14 protein-coding genes are annotated in these 17,030 nt (G+C 63.6%); 3 read left to right on the top strand and 11 right to left on the bottom strand.

What is annotated here, in order from left to right; all coding sequences use genetic code 11:
- Positions 1–11: 11 nt before the first annotated feature.
- Together FXB38_RS28210 and FXB38_RS28205 are read right to left on the bottom strand one after the other, a co-directional pair.
- The gene (locus FXB38_RS28210; protein WP_148754193.1) at positions 12–797 is read right to left on the bottom strand and encodes an ABC transporter permease; all 786 of its coding nucleotides are present in this window, start codon (positions 795–797) and stop codon (positions 12–14) included.
- A complete protein-coding gene (locus FXB38_RS28205) occupies positions 797–1,615 on the bottom strand; it encodes an ABC transporter ATP-binding protein (protein WP_148754192.1) in 819 nt (272 codons plus the stop codon). The genes FXB38_RS28210 and FXB38_RS28205 overlap by 1 nt, the downstream gene beginning before the upstream one ends.
- A gap of 134 nt (positions 1,616–1,749) precedes the next feature.
- Between FXB38_RS28205 and FXB38_RS28200 the strand changes: the two genes are divergently transcribed.
- Together FXB38_RS28200 and FXB38_RS28195 are read left to right on the top strand one after the other, a co-directional pair.
- Positions 1,750–2,532 carry an ATP-binding cassette domain-containing protein gene (locus FXB38_RS28200; RefSeq protein ID WP_187435194.1) on the top strand — a complete coding sequence of 261 codons (783 nt, stop codon included), beginning with the start codon at positions 1,750–1,752 and terminating at the stop codon, positions 2,530–2,532.
- Entirely contained in the window at positions 2,529–4,088 is a 1,560-nt protein-coding gene (locus FXB38_RS28195; protein WP_148754190.1) for a glycine betaine ABC transporter substrate-binding protein, read from the top strand. The genes FXB38_RS28200 and FXB38_RS28195 overlap by 4 nt, the downstream gene beginning before the upstream one ends.
- Before the next feature lie 99 nt (positions 4,089–4,187).
- On the opposite strand, the gene FXB38_RS28190 is transcribed toward FXB38_RS28195, so the two are convergent.
- Both FXB38_RS28190 and FXB38_RS28185 read right to left on the bottom strand, forming a co-directional pair.
- Complete coding sequence (locus FXB38_RS28190) at positions 4,188–5,900, bottom strand: sulfatase-like hydrolase/transferase (protein WP_148754189.1); 1,713 nt, start codon at positions 5,898–5,900, stop codon at positions 4,188–4,190.
- A 189-nt stretch (positions 5,901–6,089) separates the two neighbouring features.
- The gene (locus tag FXB38_RS28185) at positions 6,090–6,758 is read right to left on the bottom strand and encodes a TetR/AcrR family transcriptional regulator (RefSeq protein WP_246230209.1); all 669 of its coding nucleotides are present in this window, start codon (positions 6,756–6,758) and stop codon (positions 6,090–6,092) included.
- Between the two features lie 105 nt (positions 6,759–6,863).
- Here FXB38_RS28185 and FXB38_RS28180 point away from each other — a divergent pair, with 105 nt between their 5' ends.
- Positions 6,864–7,484, top strand: a complete 621-nt coding sequence (locus tag FXB38_RS28180) for a hypothetical protein (protein ID WP_187435193.1) — start codon at positions 6,864–6,866, stop codon at positions 7,482–7,484.
- Between the two features lie 9 nt (positions 7,485–7,493).
- On the opposite strand, the gene FXB38_RS28175 is transcribed toward FXB38_RS28180, so the two are convergent.
- The 7 genes from FXB38_RS28175 to FXB38_RS28145 all read right to left on the bottom strand — a co-directional run bounded on the left by FXB38_RS28175 (position 7,494) and on the right by FXB38_RS28145 (position 17,028).
- Positions 7,494–8,345: an SDR family oxidoreductase gene (locus FXB38_RS28175; protein WP_148754186.1), complete on the bottom strand. Its 852-nt coding sequence runs from the start codon at positions 8,343–8,345 to the stop codon at positions 7,494–7,496.
- Positions 8,346–8,748: 403 nt separating this feature from the next.
- Positions 8,749–9,849, bottom strand: coding sequence for a DUF2336 domain-containing protein (locus tag FXB38_RS28170; protein ID WP_148754185.1), 1,101 nt, complete (start codon positions 9,847–9,849; stop codon positions 8,749–8,751).
- A gap of 51 nt (positions 9,850–9,900) precedes the next feature.
- Positions 9,901–13,227, bottom strand: coding sequence for a bifunctional diguanylate cyclase/phosphodiesterase (locus tag FXB38_RS28165; RefSeq protein ID WP_246230207.1), 3,327 nt, complete (start codon positions 13,225–13,227; stop codon positions 9,901–9,903).
- A gap of 422 nt (positions 13,228–13,649) precedes the next feature.
- Positions 13,650–14,669: a ketol-acid reductoisomerase gene (gene ilvC, locus FXB38_RS28160; protein ID WP_028145443.1), complete on the bottom strand. Its 1,020-nt coding sequence runs from the start codon at positions 14,667–14,669 to the stop codon at positions 13,650–13,652.
- Positions 14,670–14,801: 132 nt separating this feature from the next.
- Complete coding sequence (locus FXB38_RS28155) at positions 14,802–15,404, bottom strand: LysE family translocator (RefSeq protein WP_187435192.1); 603 nt, start codon at positions 15,402–15,404, stop codon at positions 14,802–14,804.
- A 7-nt stretch (positions 15,405–15,411) separates the two neighbouring features.
- The gene (locus tag FXB38_RS28150) at positions 15,412–16,287 is read right to left on the bottom strand and encodes an EamA family transporter (protein ID WP_148754182.1); all 876 of its coding nucleotides are present in this window, start codon (positions 16,285–16,287) and stop codon (positions 15,412–15,414) included.
- 45 nt (positions 16,288–16,332) lie between these two features.
- Positions 16,333–17,028 carry a class I SAM-dependent methyltransferase gene (locus FXB38_RS28145; RefSeq protein WP_148754181.1) on the bottom strand — a complete coding sequence of 232 codons (696 nt, stop codon included), beginning with the start codon at positions 17,026–17,028 and terminating at the stop codon, positions 16,333–16,335.
- Positions 17,029–17,030 lie beyond the last annotated feature (2 nt).

Genomic DNA, 17,030 nt, shown 5'->3' with positions numbered 1-17,030 from the left:
CCCTTTTGCCGCTAGCCGCGGCCGTCCACGGTCGGCCGCCAGACCAATAGCCGCCGCTCGACCAGCGTGACACCAAAATCGATCAGGATGACGAAGGCCGACAGCACAAACATGCCGGCGAACACGCCGGCGACGTCGAACACGCCTTCGGCCTGCTGGATCAGATAGCCGAGGCCTGCCGCCGATCCCAGATATTCGCCGACGACGGCGCCGACCACGGCGAAGCCGACCGAGGTGTGCAGCGAGGAGAACATCCACGACAGCGCCGACGGCCAATAGACGTGCCGCATTAGCTGCCCCTCGCTCATGCCGAGCATGCGGCCGTTGTCGAGCACGGTGCGGCTGACTTCCTTGACGCCCTGGTAGACGTTGAAGAACACGATGAAGAACACCAGCGTCACGCCGAGCGCGACCTTGGACCAGATGCCAAGCCCCAGCCACAGCGCGAAGATCGGCGCCAGCACCACGCGCGGCAACGCATTGACCATCTTCACATAGGGGTCGAACACCGCGGCCACCAGCGGCTGGCGCGCGAACCAGAAGCCGATGAGGACGCCGCCGAGCGATCCGATCACGAAGGCGAGGATCGATTCCACCAGCGTGATCCAGAGATGCTTCCAGATCACCCCGGAGACGAACCATTTGACGATCTGCTCGAACACGTCGACCGGGTTGGAGAAGAAGAACGGCGGCAGCAGGATCTTGCCGAACACCGGCACGGTCGACAGCAACTGCCACAGCACGATGCAGACGATCGCGACCAGGACTTGCAAGGCAAGCAGCGTGACGCGCGACATCAGACGGCCTCCGCCGCGTGGGTGGATTGCGCGTAGCCTTTCATCACCTCGTCCTTGAGGACACTCCAGATCTCTCGATGCAGCGCGTGGAAGTCCCTGTCCATCCGCACCTCGAAGATGTCACGCGGGCGGGCGAGCTGCACGCGCCAGTCGCCGATGATGCGCGAGGACGGCCCCGCCGACATGATCACGACGCGGTCAGCGAGTGCGATCGCCTCCTCGAGATCGTGGGTGACGAACAGCACGGCCTTGCGGTCGGCGTTCCAGAGATCGAGCAGCAAATTGCCCATCACCTGACGCGTCTGCGCATCAAGCGGCCCGAACGGCTCGTCCATCAGCAGGATCTTCGGGTCTCGGATCAGGACCTGCGCCAACGCCACACGCTTGCGCTGGCCGCCGGAGAGCATGTGCGGATAGCGGTTGGCAAACGCGCCGAGACCTACGGAGGTGAGCCATTTTTGCGCCTGCGGCAGCGCCTCGCTGCGTGGCGTGCCCTTGATCTCGAGCCCGATCGCGACATTGTCGAGCGCCGTCTTCCAGGGGAACAGCGCATCGGCCTGGAATAGATAACCGGCATCCCGGTTCAGCCCGGCGAGCGGCCGATCAAAAATCTTGACGCTGCCGGCGGCCGGCTTGAGCAGCCCGGCGGCGACATTGAGCAGCGTGGATTTTCCGCAGCCGGTCGGGCCGACAATGGCGACGAACTCGCCCTGCGCGACCGCGAGATGGGCCTTCTCCACCGCCGTATAGAGCCGCCCGTCCCCCAGCCGGAACGCGACCTTGGCATCTTCCAGCGCCACTGCCGTGGGCGTAGTCATGTGTTTCCTCCGAACTTGGCTTGATGCCTTAGCCGCTCGCGCGACCAAGTTCAATCAAGGCGCCAAGCGTGCTACGCATGGGCCTCGTCATCCCCTCCCTCCACGGGCGGGTCAGCGAAGTGAGCCCCCGCCCGATGCCGTCCAGACCGATGATTGGCTATTCCCGCGTCACCAAGAGCTTCGGCCCCCTCAGGGCCGTCGACGACGTGTCGCTCGACATCGCCGAGGGTGAATTTCTGGCCATCGTCGGCGGCTCGGGCTCGGGCAAGACGACGCTGGTGCGGCTTGCCAACCGGCTGATCGAGGCCGATGACGGCATCATCACGGTCGAGGGCGAGGACGTCCAAAATATCGATCCGGTCGCGCTGCGGCGCCGGATCGGCTACGTCTTCCAGAGCGGCGGGCTGTTTCCGCATCTAAATGTCGCCGACAATATCGGGATCACGCCAAAGCTGCTGGGCGAGCCGGCAGCGGCGATCGCGACGCGCGTCGACGAGTTGCTGGAGCTCGTCCAGCTCGACCGTGCCACCCATCGTGACAGGCTGCCGGAGGCACTCTCGGGCGGGCAGCGCCAGCGCGTCGGCGTGGCACGGGCGCTGGCAGCAAAGCCTCGCATCTTGCTGATGGACGAGCCATTCGGCGCGCTCGATCCCCTCACCCGTGATGCGCTCGGCGAGGATTTTCGCGAGCTGCACCGCAAGCTCGGCCTGACAACCGTGATGATTACGCACGACATGACGGAGGCGATTTTGCTTGCCGACCGCATCGCGGTCATGCGCGGCGGCAAGCTGCTCGCGCAGGGCACGCCGTCTGAGCTCTCGACGAGCAGCGATGCCTATGTGCTGGAGCTGCTAAGCACGCCGCGGCGCCAGGTCGACCGGCTGAACGCGCTCTTGCCACAGGGCGGTGCGGCATGAGCTTCTTCAATGATCCGCGCTGGGGCGAGGCGCTGTCGCATTTGCCCGATTATCTCGGCAATCATGTGCGGGTGAGCCTCGCCGCGCTCGCGCTCGGCCTGATCGTCAGCCTGCCGCTCGCAATCCTCACACGCAACCGCCCGGCGCCGCGCGCCATCCTGCTCGCGCTCGCCAGCATCGTGCAGACCGTGCCGGGGCTGGCGCTGCTCGCGCTGTTCTACCCGCTGCTGCTGCTCGCGGCGTCCGTGACGCTGAAATGGTTCGGCGTCTCCTTCTCCGCATTCGGATTCCTGCCGGCGATGCTGGCGCTGGCGCTCTATTCGATGCTGCCGGTGCTGCGCAACGGCATCACCGGGCTCAACGGCATCGACCCCGCTCTGATCGAAGCCGCCAAGGGCGTCGGCATGACGGCGCGGCAGTCGCTCGTCATGGTCGAGCTGCCGCTGGCACTGCCAGTGATGATGGCCGGCATCCGCACCGCCGCCGTGTGGGTGATCGGCACCGCGACGCTGTCGACGCCGATCGGTCAAACCAGCCTCGGCAATTACATTTTCGCGGGGTTGCAGACCCAGAACTGGGTATTCGTGCTGTTCGGCTGCCTGGCCTCGGCCCTGCTCGCGCTCGCCGTCGATCAGCTGCTTGGCCTCGTCGAGAGCGGCCTGCGCAATCGCAGCCGCCTGGGTGCCGGGCTCGGTGCGATCGGGATCGCGGCGCTGGTTGCGGCGACGCTGGTGCCGACGATGGGACGTTCGTCGTCCGGCTATGTGGTCGGTGCAAAGACCTTCGCCGAGCAATATGTGCTCTCGGCCCTGCTGAGGGACCGCCTCCAGGCAGCCGGTTTCTCCGCCGCGGCACGGTCCGGTCTCGGCTCGAGCGTGATCTTCGGGGCGCTGAAGGCCGGTGACATCGATCTCTATGTCGACTATTCCGGCACGCTCTGGGCCAACCAGCTGCACCGCACCGACATCAAGCCGCGCGCGGAGCTGGTGACAGATTTGAAGACGGCGCTCGCAAAGGACAACATCACGCTGCTCGGCGAGCTCGGTTTCGAGAATGCTTATGCGCTGGTGATGCCGAAGACGCGCGCCGACGCGCTCGGCATCCACACCATCGCCGATCTCGCCGCGCACGCTTCAACGATGTCGATTGCCGGCGATTACGAATTCTTCTCGCGGCCGGAATGGGCGGCGCTGCGACAGGCCTATGGCCTTCAGTTCAGCGCGCAGCGCCAGATGCAGCCGGACTTCATGTATGCGGCGGTCGCGAGCGGCGAGGTCGACGTGATCGCCGGCTACACCAGCGACGGGCTGATCGCGAAATACGATCTGGTGACGCTCGACGATCCCAAGCACGCGATCCCGCCTTACGATGCCATCCTGCTGCTTGCGCCGAAGCGCGCCGGCGACGAGCGGCTCAAAGCGGCGCTGAGCCCGCTGCTCGGCAAGATCGACATCGCCACCATGCGCGAAGCAAACCTGCGCGCCAGCGGCAATGACGCGAATTCATCGCCGGATGTGGTGGCGAGGTGGCTGTGGGAGAAGGTCGGCAGGCAGTAGGCCTGTGCCGCGCACGCTCGTACCCAAGCCGTCATCCTGAGAGCTTGTGAAGCTTTCAGGGTGACGGGGAAAGAGCAGCGCTCGGACGGGCAAACAGCCTTAAAGCCCGTGTATCATCCCCGCATTGATCAGCAGCCGGTTGAGCCGCCGCGCCTCGGCGCCGTCCTTGCAGCCGTAGAAGATGCCGTTGCAGCGGAGCATGATTTCCTTCTGCTCGGCGAAGGACGGATCGAGCGGAATGCCGGCCGCCTCCTGGATCACCAGCGGCAGATAGGGACCGTCGACCGTGTCCATCACCGTATCGCTCTTCACCGGCTCGAAATTGACGGCGTCGATCGCGTAATAGGTCGCATAGAGGCGCGGATCATAAGCGTCGAGCTTCTTGCCGATCGCGCCTTCGTCGAGCCCTGGCTCGAGCAGATTGGGCGCGAACTCGGGCTGGTGATCGCCGTAGCGCACGATCAGGAAAGGCTCGCCCGGAAAATTCTTCTTCAAGCCCGCAATGAAGGACTTGTATTGCTCGGCGCTCATCGCCTGCCGACGCAGATATTCGTCGATCGACGGCGCGTTGCCCGGCGGGCGCCAGTTCGGCATCAGATCGGGGCGGAAGCGCGTCTCCCAGGGGAAATGATTGGCGCCGAGATAGATGAAGCTGAACAGCGGCTTGTTCGGCGTCCGCTCGCCCATCAGCCGCAACGCCTTGTCGTAGAAGAAGCTGTCGGGTTCGACGTCCTTCGCGCCGAGATCCCTGGAGTCGAGGAAGCGCTCGACGCCGGTCGTCACCTGGAAGCTGCGCGCACCCATGAAGCCGCCATAGGCGGGATAGAGCGACATGGTGTCGTAGCCGCACCGGCGCAGCGCCAGCGGCAGGCCGCGCTCGACGCGGCCCGACGCAATACGCGTCACGAAATAGGCGAAGCGGCCGAACGAGCGCGAGGAGAGACCCGCAAGCACATTGTATTCGGTGAACCAGCTAGGCCCGCCATTGCTCTCGGCCAGAAATGCGCGCTCCTTGCCGTCCCAGGACTTGAAGTGACTGCCGTAACCCGGCGGCACCTTGATGCCCTGTGCGGCGCGGATGTCAAAACTCGATTCATCATGGATCATGATGATGTTCGGCCGGCGGCCGGCCGGATGGCAGGCGTCGACCAGCGGCATGTTGAGCCGCTCATTGGTCGAGGCGTCCGACTCCATGAAGCCGTACTGCACGAAATCGGAGACGGCGGTGACGCCGGAGCGGAAGAACTTTGAGAGATAGCCGTCGTCGTAATAGCCGCGCCAAGCTTCATCAGGATGATAGACGGAATATCCGACCACCCCCGCGAGACAGGCGAGCATCGCGGCGAGCGCCGGCAGGCGGCGGATCCGGAACGGATCGAGCCACCACAGCGCATACATCAGCGGCAGCGTGACGAAGCCGGCGCCGATCACCGACCAGCGCAAGTTCGGGAAGATCGTGAACAGGAACGCGACCGTGTCGCGGTCGATCATCATCAGGTCGATGAAGTTGACCGTCATCTGCACGACGTCGTGCTTGAGACGCGACAGCAGCACCAGTACCACGACCATGGTCAGCGACAATGCGCCCGACAGCGCCGGCCGGCGCAACAACGTGATCCAGAAGAAGTTGAGGATGCCCCAGGCGAGCAAGAAGGACAGGCGCGAGCCGAAATCGGTCTCGGTCTCGTACATGAGAGCGAGGGCGGCAAGATGCGGTGCGGCAACCGCGAGCAGCCGCCAGATGCCGAGCGCGGCGACGCTCGCCAGAACGGCGGTGGTGGCGGAAGGACCTGAATTGGGCGCGGACGCCATCAACAACACGCAACTTCTGGTCCGGCGGGTGATGCCAGGCCGTCTGGCGGGCCTGCAGCGTTCGGCGCAGCCGGAAGCCTGCACCGTGTCATAAAACTGTAATTGAACGGTCACGGACAAGCAACGCGACCAGCGAACCGACCTTCGCTTAATGTTAGCGGGTGGGCGAAAGGCGGCACGCCGAGCACGCTAGGGCTTGGCGATCCCCACGATGAACAGATCGATCACCGCCTCCGCCATCCGCTCGATCTCGTCCTCCGCCACGCCCCAGCGCGGAAAATGGCCGTCGAGGTTCATCCGGGCAAAACCGTAAATCAGGGCGCGGCCGGCGATCAGGACGCGTTTGAGATCCGCCGATTGCAGCAGGCCCTGCTCGGCCGCGTCAGCCAGCATCTGCTCGGTCAGCGCGACCAGCTCGGCATTGTCGCGCGTCAGCTCGGCCGAGCCGCCATGGGCGAAATAGCGGCCGGTGGAGATGATCTCGAAATGCGCGGGGTTACGTATCGCCCAGCGTACATAAGCGATGCCGAAAGCGCGGAAGCGGGCCAGCGGGTCGGCCGATGGCACTTCCCTCAGCGCGGCCTCGATCTCGACGCGGAAGCGCCGCTGCGCCTCCCCGGCCACCGCCGCCATCAGCGCATCGCGGTTGGGGAAGTGCCGGAACGGTGCCGCCGGCGACACCGCAGCCCGGCGCGCAGCCTCGCGCACGGACACCTCGGCGCCCTCGGCCGCCAGTTGCAGCGCAGCGTCGATCAGCACGCGGCGGAGGTCGCCGTGATGATAGGGCCGGGCTTCCGATGTCTGGCGAAGGGTGCGGGACTTGGATGTCTGACGCTTGGAGGTCTGACGGGCGGGCATGGCGTCTTCTAGCATCACCCGAACGTGAATGTAAGCAGAGATTACATTATTGACGATCACGCCGCCCGAAATGTAATCGATGATTACATGATAGAGGAGACCACCATGTCGCAACGGCAAAGCTGGTTCGAAGGCTGGCGGCTGCTCGCCGTCCTCACGCTGAGCCTGATTGCCTTAAGCCTCTGGATCGCCTCGATGCGGCACTTCGAGGTCGAGGGCATGCGCATGGTCATCCGCTTCACGGCGCGCAGCTCGCTGCTGCTGTTCTGCCTGGCCTTCGGTGCCGCGGCGCTGGCGCGGCTGTGGCCGAACGCCTGGACGCGCTGGCAGCGCCGCAACCGCCGTTATCTGGGCCTGAGCTTTGCGGCCTCCCACGCCATCCATGCTCTCGCGATCGTCGTTTTCGCGAAGATGGACCCGGCCGGCTTTGCGGAGGCGACCTCACCAACCTCCTACATCTTCGGCGGCATCGGCTACGCCGTCATCATCGCCATGAGCGCGACCTCATTCGACCGCACCGCCGAGCTGCTCGGACCGCGCGCCTGGCGCGCGCTGCACCTCGTAGGCGGCTACTATCTCTGGTTCCAGTTCATGGTGTCGTTCTGCAAGCGCGTGCCGGCGATGCCGCTCTATGTCGCGTTCCTCATTCCGCTGCTGGCCATGATGGCGTTGCGGCTGATCGCGATGGCCGCCCATCCGCGCGGACGGACGGCCGTGGCAGGTTGAGCGGCCGCTTCAGCCTTGCGGCAGCAGCCCGAGCCGCTTGGCGATGATGCGGTCGACCGTTCGCTTGGGCAGTGCGGCCGTCATGAAGTGCCGCATCCGGTCGGGCGTGATCTGGTAGCGAACCTTGGGCCTCGCAGCCGTGAGGGCCTCGAAGACGACCTCGGCGATACGTTCGGCCGGCAGCCCGGTCTCGCCGAGCTTCATCATGAACGCCATGACCTTGTTGAGCGCCGGGAGATAGGGCGAGTTCTGGTAGACCGACATATCGAACTGCTCGGCCTTGCTCCAGATTGGCGTCTTCACTGCGCCGGGCGCGACGATGATGACGTCGATGCCGAACAGCATCAGCTCGCGGCGCAGGCTCTCCGACAGGCCCTCGATGGCGTGCTTGGAGGTGCAGTAGGGCGCCGACAGCGGATTGCCATTCTTGCCTGCGACCGAGCTGATCATGACGATCCGCCCTTTCGGCCCGTTCAGCGACGGATCTGCGCCGAGCAGCGGCCCGAACGCCTGCGTCGCAATCACAGGGCCGATGACGTTGACGTCCATCTGGCGGCGGAAATCATCCGCCGACAATTCGAGCACGGGACCGGCGACGGCAACGCCGGCATTGTTGACGAGGCCCGCCAGCGTCTCGCCGCCCAGCACCTCGCGCACCTGGCGCGCGGCCGCCAGCACGGCGGCCTCGTCGGTGACGTCGAACAGCAGCGGCGTGAAGTTTTGGCCGAACTCACCCGTGAGCCGGTCGGCGTCGGCCTGCTTGCGGACGCTGCCGAAAACGCGATAGCCGCGCGCAATCAAATATTGCGCGATGGCCCAGCCGATGCCGGTGGACGCGCCGGTGACGACGACAGATCGCATGGTCTTCCCCCCAATAGTTCCCATGGTCATGTAGGAGGAAGGCGTCGGTGCGCAATGCCGTCCACCTCCAAGCAGGTGCGGCGGATGTCGGTACTTAAGGTGGAGCGGCGCGAGAACATCGCGACACATGATCGATTGCATCCTGACAATACGGATGAAGTGCCGAATCCTTGACTCTGAAGACGCAGCACTTTTGGCGATTGAAGGTTTCTGAAAAAGCTCTGAAAAAGACGCGAGACCAAGAATGTGCTTTAAGCGTCAGTTCTTGGTCTTGCGCCGAGGCTTCAAGCATCGAAGAGTTGAATGAAGCTACAAAGCTTGAGAGGGAATGCATGTGTCGGGGCATCCATCTCATCTCGGTTCGAATATACCGGATAAGCACTTAATTTTTGGTTTGCCTCCGCTAATGGACAGCACCCTGGCCGGCCCGCTCGCGGAGCCGATAGAACTGGAGCGCAGCCTTCGCGGTATTCGGCTTCAACCGGAAGAAGCTCGCAAAGCACTGCTCCAATCGTGCTTTCGCCTCGGGGGCCGAGCCGCGCTGAAACGTCAAGATCGCCTTCGTCGTGTCCCAGGATAGTCCGATGGCCTTCGCGAGAATGAGAATTTGCTCGGGCTCGGAGCGGACCAGCGCACGCTCGATCGCTCCGATCGGCAGATCGCTCATGAGCGACAGGGCAATTGCGGTCTTGTCGAAGTTTCGCTCGCCGATGAAGCCGAGCACCCTGGCCTCGTCGAGTATTCCCCCAGAGTGCAGGGACCTCACCTCGGCCATCGCCCGGGCATGCCCGCTCGAGCCCACCCGTGCCGTCATCTGAAGCTCGTCGGAGGCCTCCGCGACGGCGCTGCGGATCAGGACTGCCCGGCGGGGATCGGCAGCTTCCAGCTTGCACCGCACCATCTCGGATGCATGGACGAACAATTTCAGCAGGGTCTCGCGCGGAATATCCGGGCGAGACCAGATGCACATGGCGAGCGCGCCATTGTCCCGCGCCCGCTTGACGAGCATGGACATCCCCTGGGGCGAGAATCTGGCTCCGCCGTTGCCGGCAGTCCGTACGGCAACATCATTGTTGCCGCGTTGGACGAGGACATCGGTGACGGGTTCCGTCAACTGGCTGCGCCCGGCGATGGCCAGCAGGTGATCCTGGCTCCTGGTCCGCGCGTTCTCCGCCAACGTCACCTCGTCGAGCCGTGGCGAATGCTCGAGCACCGGCGCGGCCACCTCGGGCGCATCGTCAAACGCCAGCAAGCGGATCGTCCGGGGCGGAGCGTCAGGCAATCTGGAAAGCCGGCTCCCGAAGGTCGCCCGGGCGGCGCATTCGATATTCTGGAGCAGCGTGCTCATCACCTCGTCGAACAGATCAATCTGTCCCTCGGTGAACTTGCCCGAGCCGAACACGAAGAGATCGGCGACATGGCGCAGGAGCTCGGCGCGCTTCGACAGCTCCGGGCTCGCCAGCGTTGTCTCGAGTTGATCGATGAGGCCGTTCGCCAAATTCATCTCGCATGTCCTGGAGATCGAGTTGCCTGTGTTCCGACGAAGGTCATGACATCACGCGACGTTTTGCGCCGGCAACGGCGAATCGAAACTGACTTCCGAGTTCGGCACGGGTCGCCCGAACAGATATCCCTGGACGAGGTCCACTCCCGCCGCCTGCAGGGCCTCGAACTGCGCACGACTCTCGACCCCTTTGGCCACCGTGGCGACATCGAGACCGCGCGCCAATGCGACGGCAGAGGCGACGACCGCCGCGCAGTCCCGTCGCGTTGCGCAGCCCTGCACGATCGCCCGGTCGATCTTGAACTTGTCGAATGGGAAGCTCTGGAGGTAGCTCCCAGCGGAATAGCCCACACCGCAATTGTCGAGGACGACGCCGACGCCAAGGTTCTTTAGTTGCCGGACCGTGAGCAGATGAGCCGCAAGATTCCCGTCCAGCAGCGCAGCGTCGGGAATTTCGAGCTCGAGGCGCTCCGGCGACAATCCCGACTCGACCAGCGCGCACAGGACGACGTCCAGTAGGTTACCTTTGTGGAACTGGGCAGCGCTCATGTTGACGGCGACCCGGATATGGGCCGGCCAGGCGGCCGCATCCAGGCAGGCCTGTCGCAGAATCCATTCACCGAGCGGCAGCATCAGTCCGGCCTGCTCGGCGACATCGAGGAACTGCGAAGGCGCCAGCACGCCCTTCGACGGGTGATGCCAGCGCACAAAACATTCCAAGCCGGTCATCGCGCACGTTCCGGCATCAATGATCGGCTGGTAGTGCAGCTCCAACTCGTTGCGAGCCATCGCCTCGCGCAGTTCGCCTTCGATCGACTTCTGTGTGTCGGCAGCTTCCGTCATCTCGGGTTGGAAGATGCGGAAATCATTCCGCCCTGCGGATTTCGTCGCATAAAGCGCCAAGTCCGCCCTCTGTAGCAAGCTCTCGGCATCGGCGCCGTGCTCCGGCGCGAAGGCGATACCGATACTGGTGCCGACGCTGACGCGATGACCGTCCAGATCGAAGGGTTGCTCGATTAGACCGATGATCCTCAGAGCCAATGCGATCGCGCCTTCGCTTTGAACTTTTTCGTTCTCCTGAATGATCGCGAATTCGTCGCCGCCGAGGCGCGCCAGGACATCGGTATCCCGCAGCGATGAACTCAGCCGCCGCGCCACCTCAATCAGCAACTGGTCGCCCGCAGCGTGACCGAGCGTATCGTTGACCGCCTTGAATCTGTCCAGATCCAGCATCAGCACGGTGAACTTTGCGCCATGACGCTGCGACCGCTTTGCAGCATCGTCGAGTTTTTCGGAGAACACGGCGCGGTTCGCAAGACCCGTGAGCAGATCGTGCTGCGCCAGATATGCGATGCGCTTCTCGTCTCTCGCTCGCTCGGTGATATCCTCGTGGGTCGTGAGCCAGCCACCGTCCGCCATCATGTGACGCGCAATCGCGACCACCCTGCCGTCGGCGAGTTCCCGGATCTCGCTGAGCTGCTTCACGTTCTGATTGAGATAGACGTCCGGCGCGACGTCGACGAAATGCGTGCCTTGCTCGCGACGATACTCGAGAATTTGCGCCAGCATGGTTCCTGGTTTTATCCGATCACCGTCAATGTGGTAGATTTCGCTATAGCGTGCGTTCGACACCACGATCCTCTGGTCCGCATCGAACATGCAAAGCCCTTGGGACATGTTGTTGAGGGCGGCGTCGAAGCGCATGTTGATCGCTTCGAGCTCCGCGGCCTTCTGGGCCAGCATTTGCTCGCCGCGCCTTTGCTCGGTGACGTCTTCGTGCGTCGCGACCCAGCCGCCATCCGGCAGCGGCTTGCGCTGGATCAGAACCTGGCGCTGGTCTTTCAGTTCATAGGCCTGCTGCCGCAGGGTCGGCATCTTCTGAAGATGTTGATTGACTGTCAGGTCGCCGGCGGATTCGCCGCGATCCGCGTAGTGCTGCAATATCCGTTCCAGCGGCGTGCCGGGCATGACGAGTTCGTCTGGCAGATCGTACATCTGCTGATAGCGGCTGTTCGATATCACGAGATTCTTGTCTGCATCAAACAGGCAGAGCCCCTGGGACATGTTGCTGATAGCGACATCGAACCGCATGTTGATGAGCTTCAGCTCGGCGGCATTTTCCGCTAGCAGCATCTCGTCGCGCCGCTTCTCGGTGATGTCCTCATGGGTGGCGACCCAGCCGCCATCGGCCATGGGGGTACGCAGGATCGAGATGATCCGGCCGTCGGCGAGCGTGACAATCCGCGGGGTCCGGCGCCTTGCGCCATCGAGGAACTCGTCAATGTCGAGATCGCCTCCCGCCGTCTTGTAGACGCCGACGATGCTGCCCAGCGGCGTACCGCGCCTGACCTGCGCCTCGGTGAGGTCGTAGATATCACGATAACGGCTGTTGGCGATCAGCAGCTTCGCGTCGGCATCAAACATGCTGAGCCCATGCGGCATGTTGCTCAACGCAGCGTCGAACCGAGCACTCGCGGCCGCAAGTGCATTCGTTTGCCGCCGCAGCAGAAATGTACCGATCAGAATAATGGTGACGATCGCGGCAGCCAGCGGACCGAAGGTGTAGAGATGCCGGTACAGCGGCTGCAACACGTAACTGCGCGAGTAAGTCACCACCAGAACCAGCGGCAGGCCGGAAACGGCCTTGTACGCTGCAATGCGCGCGACGCCATCGATGGGGCTCGTGAGCTCGTATGAGCCTACCTCGGAGACCGGCAGATATTGGGTAAACAGCGGGCCGCCGGCGACCGACTTGCCGAGGACATCTTTCTGTTCCGGTACGCGCGCGAGGACCCGTCCGTTGCGGTGGAGCAGCACCACCGAGCCATTCGGGCCGAGATCGATCTTCCGGTAGATCTTCAGGAGAAAAGATTGATCCAGCGGCGCAGTGACGATGCCCGCAAAGCTTCCATCCGGGTTGTTCAATCGGCGTGACGCCGCACTGAACCATTTGTCGCCGCCTGCCGAGCGATAGGGTGGTGCAACGAACAATCCGGTGCCAGCGCCATCGCGTTGCGCGATGAAGTGCGCCATGTCCGAGATGTTGTTGCGCGGCAGCGTGTGGTCGTAGGAATGCGCAACGACCGCGCCGGACGCATCGGTCCAGCCGACCGCGACGAGAATCGACGAGCTCTTGACCAGTTGACGCAGCGCGACATTGGCCGCTTCGCCATCGGCGTATTTTCCGGACAAAGCGTCCCTGCGGATTGCCCGCGCCTCAAGCAGCACACGATCGATGTCTTCGAACGTCACCGCGGCATGCTCGGCCAGAATAGCCGAGAGATTGAGGGCGTCGGTTTTCGCAGATGCGACTGCTTCTCGGTAGCGGATGCCCAGATCAACGAGAAAAAGGGCGACGACAACGAGCGAAAACAGCAAGCCCAGGATCGTGACGGACGATCCCGGCGATCCGGTCGGCCTTCGCCAAGGGTTCGGCATTGTCCATCTGCGGTACGAGCAAAAGTTCACCCTCGCTCAGTCGCACTAAGATTTGGTTGATCTGCCTATCGCAATTGGACTCCGTAGTCGCACGGAAATCACGTCAGTAACGGTGTCCCAATACTCGGGAGCTCGCTGGAAAACATCCATTCTGCTGCAAAACCGAAGCCGGTTTCGGCAGGAGCTTCGCGCGGCGCGGGGCAGCGGCGCGCACGACAACGAGATCACGCTGGCACGAGGCGGACGTCGCATCGCCGCGTTACTTCCGGGGAGGCGTCCATGCAAACCCCGGAGGCTAGTGAACATCGATCGAGGTCCGGGGGGCGCGACTTCGTCACGTCCCCCGAATGACGGCGTTGCCGTCAGTTCTTGCTCTTGTCGACCAGCGCGCCCTTCTTGATCCAGGGCATCATGTCGCGCAGCTTGGCGCCGACTTCCTCGATCGGGTGCTGGGCGAGCTTGGCGCGGGTCGCCTTGAACGAGGTCTGGTTGACCTTGTTCTCGAGCATCCAGTCGCGGGCGAACTTGCCGCCCTGGATGTCGGCGAGAACGCGCTTCATCTCGGCCTTGGTCTCGGCGGTGACGATGCGCGGACCGGTGACATACTCGCCGTACTCCGCGGTGTTGGAGATCGAGTAGTTCATGTTGGCGATGCCGCCTTCATAGATCAGGTCGACGATCAGCTTCACTTCGTGCAGGCACTCGAAATAGGCCATCTCGGGGGCGTAGCCAGCTTCGACCAGGGTCTCGTAGCCGCCCTTGATCAGCTCGACCAGGCCGCCGCAGAGCACGACCTGCTCGCCGAACAGATCGGTCTCGCACTCTTCCTTGAAGGTGGTCTCGATGATGCCCGCGCGGCCGCCGCCGACAGCGGAGGCGTAGGACAGGCCGAGGTCATGGGCGTTGCCCGAGACATCCTTGGCGATCGCGATCAGGCAGGGCACGCCGCCGCCACGCTGATACTCCGAGCGCACGGTGTGGCCGGGGCCCTTCGGCGCAATCATCAGCACGTCGAGGTCGGCGCGCGGATCGAGCAGGTTGAAGTGGACGTTGAGGCCGTGCGCGAACACGAGCGCTGCGCCCTTCTTCATGTTGTCGTGCAGGTGTTCGCGATAGATGTCGCCCTGGAGCTCGTCCGGGGTCAGCATCATGACGAGGTCGGCCCATTTGGCGGCTTCGGCGACTTCCATCACCTTGAAGCCGGCGGCTTCAGCCTTCTTGACCGAGCCCGAGTCCTTGCGCAGCGCGATCGCGACGTCCTTGACGCCGGAGTCCTTGAGGTTGAGCGCATGGGCGTGGCCCTGGCTGCCATAGCCGACGATGGCGACCTTCTTGCCCTTGATCAGGTTCAGGTCGGCGTCGCGATCGTAATAAACACGCATAGTCGTTTCCTCGTTCAGGGCCAGAATCGGCCGATAGTCAGTGTCCGAAGGGTGAAATTTGCGGATTTCGGGGGCTGTCTAGAGCATTTTCAGCCCCTAGGGAAACCCGTTTCTGCATGGAAATCCGCGACATCATGCATCCATGAAAACGGGGTAGAGGGAGGCGAGCAGCAGGATCGCCATCAGGATATTGAAGGCGCGGACCAGCCGGTCCGAAGTCAGCACCGGCCGTAGTGCAGTGCCGAAGAAGGCCCAGACCACGGTCGAGACCGTGCCCACGAGCAGGCTGATCAAGGTCTGGATTGCGATGTTGATGGGAAACTGGGCTATCGCCGCATAGGCGGTGATGGTCCCGATCACGATGACCCAGCCCTTGGCATTGATCCATTGGAACATGGCCGCGCCCCAGAAGGTCATCGGGCCGCGGCCATCCCCCTCGCCCGGCTTCGCCGGGCCGGAGAAGGCGATCACGGCGGCGAGGTAAATCAAATAGGCCGCGCCGGCATATTTCAAAATGGTCTGGAGGATCGGATAAGCCAGGAACACCGTGCCGAGCCCGAGGCCGACGGCGCCGACCATGAAGGCGAAGCCGATGACGATGCCGGCGATGTGGGGGATGGTACGCCGGAAGCCGTACGTCAAGCCCGAGGCCAGCAGCATGATGTTGTTTGGCCCCGGGGTGAAGTACATCACCACCATGAAGGCGAGGAAGGCGTAGAACAGCGAATTGGCCATGTTCACCTCACGCGATCTTCGCAAGCGGCTGCGGCCGCTTGACCAGCACCATCACCGCAATGCCGCCGATCACGGTCAGCATGCCGGCGAGGCGTAGCGGCCCGAACCGCTCGCCGAACACGATGCTGGATGCAGCCGAACCGACGAACGGCACCAGCAGCGCGAACGGCACCACTTGCGCAGCCGGATAGTCACGCAGCAGCCGGCCCCACAGCCAATAGGCGATGCTGGTGGAGATCGCGCCGATCACCAGCAGGCAGATGAGGCCGGTCAGCGACATATGGACCAGCGACTGGAAGGTCGGCACCGGTCCGTTCACGACGAGCGCGAGTGCGAACAGCGGCACCGCGGCGGTGAGGCACAGCCATGCGAACAGATCGAACATCGGCGCACCGCGAGCACCGCGCAGCAGGAGATTGCCGACAGCAAAGCAGATCGGGGCGATCATCAGCACCGCGAAGGCGCCGACGCTGAAATCATAACCGACGGTGCCGCAGATCATCAGCAGCCCGATGGCCGCAATGACAATTCCGAGCGTTTGCGCCGGCGTCGGGCGCTCGCCGAAGACCAACGCCGCGAAACCGATCGTGAACAGCGCCTGGCTCTGCACCACGACGCTGGTCAGCCCCACCGGCACCCCGTGGGCGATGCCGTAGGCCTGGCTCAGGAACTGCCCGAGAAACAGCGTAAGACTGATCGCGATCAGAAGCGACCAGGCGACCTTCGGCCTGGGAATAAACAGGCACGGCACCGCGGCAATGGAAAAGCGCATCGCCGTCATCAGCTCCGGCGAAAACTCGTCGAGCGCGATCCGGCTCGCCACAAAGGCAAGCCCCCAGATGATCGCCACCATGAGGGCGATGAGGATGTCGGCCGGCTTCATTGTTGTTTCCGGTTCTGCCCTGTCGTGCAGCCCTGCTTGTTGTTTCTAGCCTTGCTCGCCGGCTTTCGGTTTGCGTAGGAAATAAGTGCCGTGCATCGGGGCGTGGTAGTCGGCCGAGACCAGCGTGAAGCCGACATCGGTCAGCATCCGCTCCATCACCCAGCCGAAGGTGGAATATTCGTCGCGCATATGCGTCACCACGCTCTCACACGAGAAATCGTGGTTCTTGATATGGAAGTCGGCCCATTGCTCGACGTCGCGCTCGACGGCGTCAGGCATCGACGCGTAAACGATGTCGCGTAGGTAAAAGGTCGCGCCGGGCTTGAGCGCACGAAAGATCCGCGACATCGCCACCGCTTTCCAGAAATCCGGCAGGTGATGCAGCGTGAATTCGCTGACGATCAAATCATAAGAGTCCGGCCGGTAGGCGAAGGAAAGCAGGCCGGCCGACTGGGTGCGCACGGGCGCCTTGCGATCACGCGCGTAGATCTCGGCGAGCGCCAGCATCGCCGGCGAGATGTCGATGGCGTCGACCTCGGCCCCCATCAGCGCGGCTTCGGTCGCCAACACGCCGTTGCCGCAACCGATGTCGGCGATGCGCCAGCCGCGCTGGACCCCGAGCATCTTCAGCGCAGCGCGCGCCCGGATATCGGCGTCATCGTGACTGTCGTAGATCGACGCGACCGCGGGCCCGATGCCCATCCGGTTGCGTTCGTTGTAGTACCAGTCGCGCGCCAGCATGG

The organism is Bradyrhizobium cytisi (assembly GCF_008123515.1).
GTDB lineage: Bacteria > Pseudomonadota > Alphaproteobacteria > Rhizobiales > Xanthobacteraceae > Bradyrhizobium > Bradyrhizobium cytisi.
Note: the sequence above shows the minus strand (reverse complement) of the source record. Positions and strands in the feature narration are given on the sequence as shown.

Coding starts and splice junctions, on each gene's coding strand:
- FXB38_RS28210 (WP_148754193.1), bottom strand. CDS start 797: ATGTCGCGCGTCACGCTGCTTGCCTTGCAAGTCCTGGTCGCGATCGTC.
- FXB38_RS28205 (WP_148754192.1), bottom strand. CDS start 1,615: ATGACTACGCCCACGGCAGTGGCGCTGGAAGATGCCAAGGTCGCGTTC.
- FXB38_RS28200 (WP_187435194.1), top strand. CDS start 1,750: ATGCCGTCCAGACCGATGATTGGCTATTCCCGCGTCACCAAGAGCTTC.
- FXB38_RS28195 (WP_148754190.1), top strand. CDS start 2,529: ATGAGCTTCTTCAATGATCCGCGCTGGGGCGAGGCGCTGTCGCATTTG.
- FXB38_RS28190 (WP_148754189.1), bottom strand. CDS start 5,900: ATGGCGTCCGCGCCCAATTCAGGTCCTTCCGCCACCACCGCCGTTCTG.
- FXB38_RS28185 (WP_246230209.1), bottom strand. CDS start 6,758: ATGCCCGCCCGTCAGACCTCCAAGCGTCAGACATCCAAGTCCCGCACC.
- FXB38_RS28180 (WP_187435193.1), top strand. CDS start 6,864: ATGTCGCAACGGCAAAGCTGGTTCGAAGGCTGGCGGCTGCTCGCCGTC.
- FXB38_RS28175 (WP_148754186.1), bottom strand. CDS start 8,345: ATGCGATCTGTCGTCGTCACCGGCGCGTCCACCGGCATCGGCTGGGCC.
- FXB38_RS28170 (WP_148754185.1), bottom strand. CDS start 9,849: ATGAATTTGGCGAACGGCCTCATCGATCAACTCGAGACAACGCTGGCG.
- ilvC (WP_028145443.1), bottom strand. CDS start 14,669: ATGCGTGTTTATTACGATCGCGACGCCGACCTGAACCTGATCAAGGGC.
- FXB38_RS28155 (WP_187435192.1), bottom strand. CDS start 15,404: ATGGCCAATTCGCTGTTCTACGCCTTCCTCGCCTTCATGGTGGTGATG.
- FXB38_RS28150 (WP_148754182.1), bottom strand. CDS start 16,287: ATGAAGCCGGCCGACATCCTCATCGCCCTCATGGTGGCGATCATCTGG.
- FXB38_RS28145 (WP_148754181.1), bottom strand. CDS start 17,028: ATGCTGGCGCGCGACTGGTACTACAACGAACGCAACCGGATGGGCATC.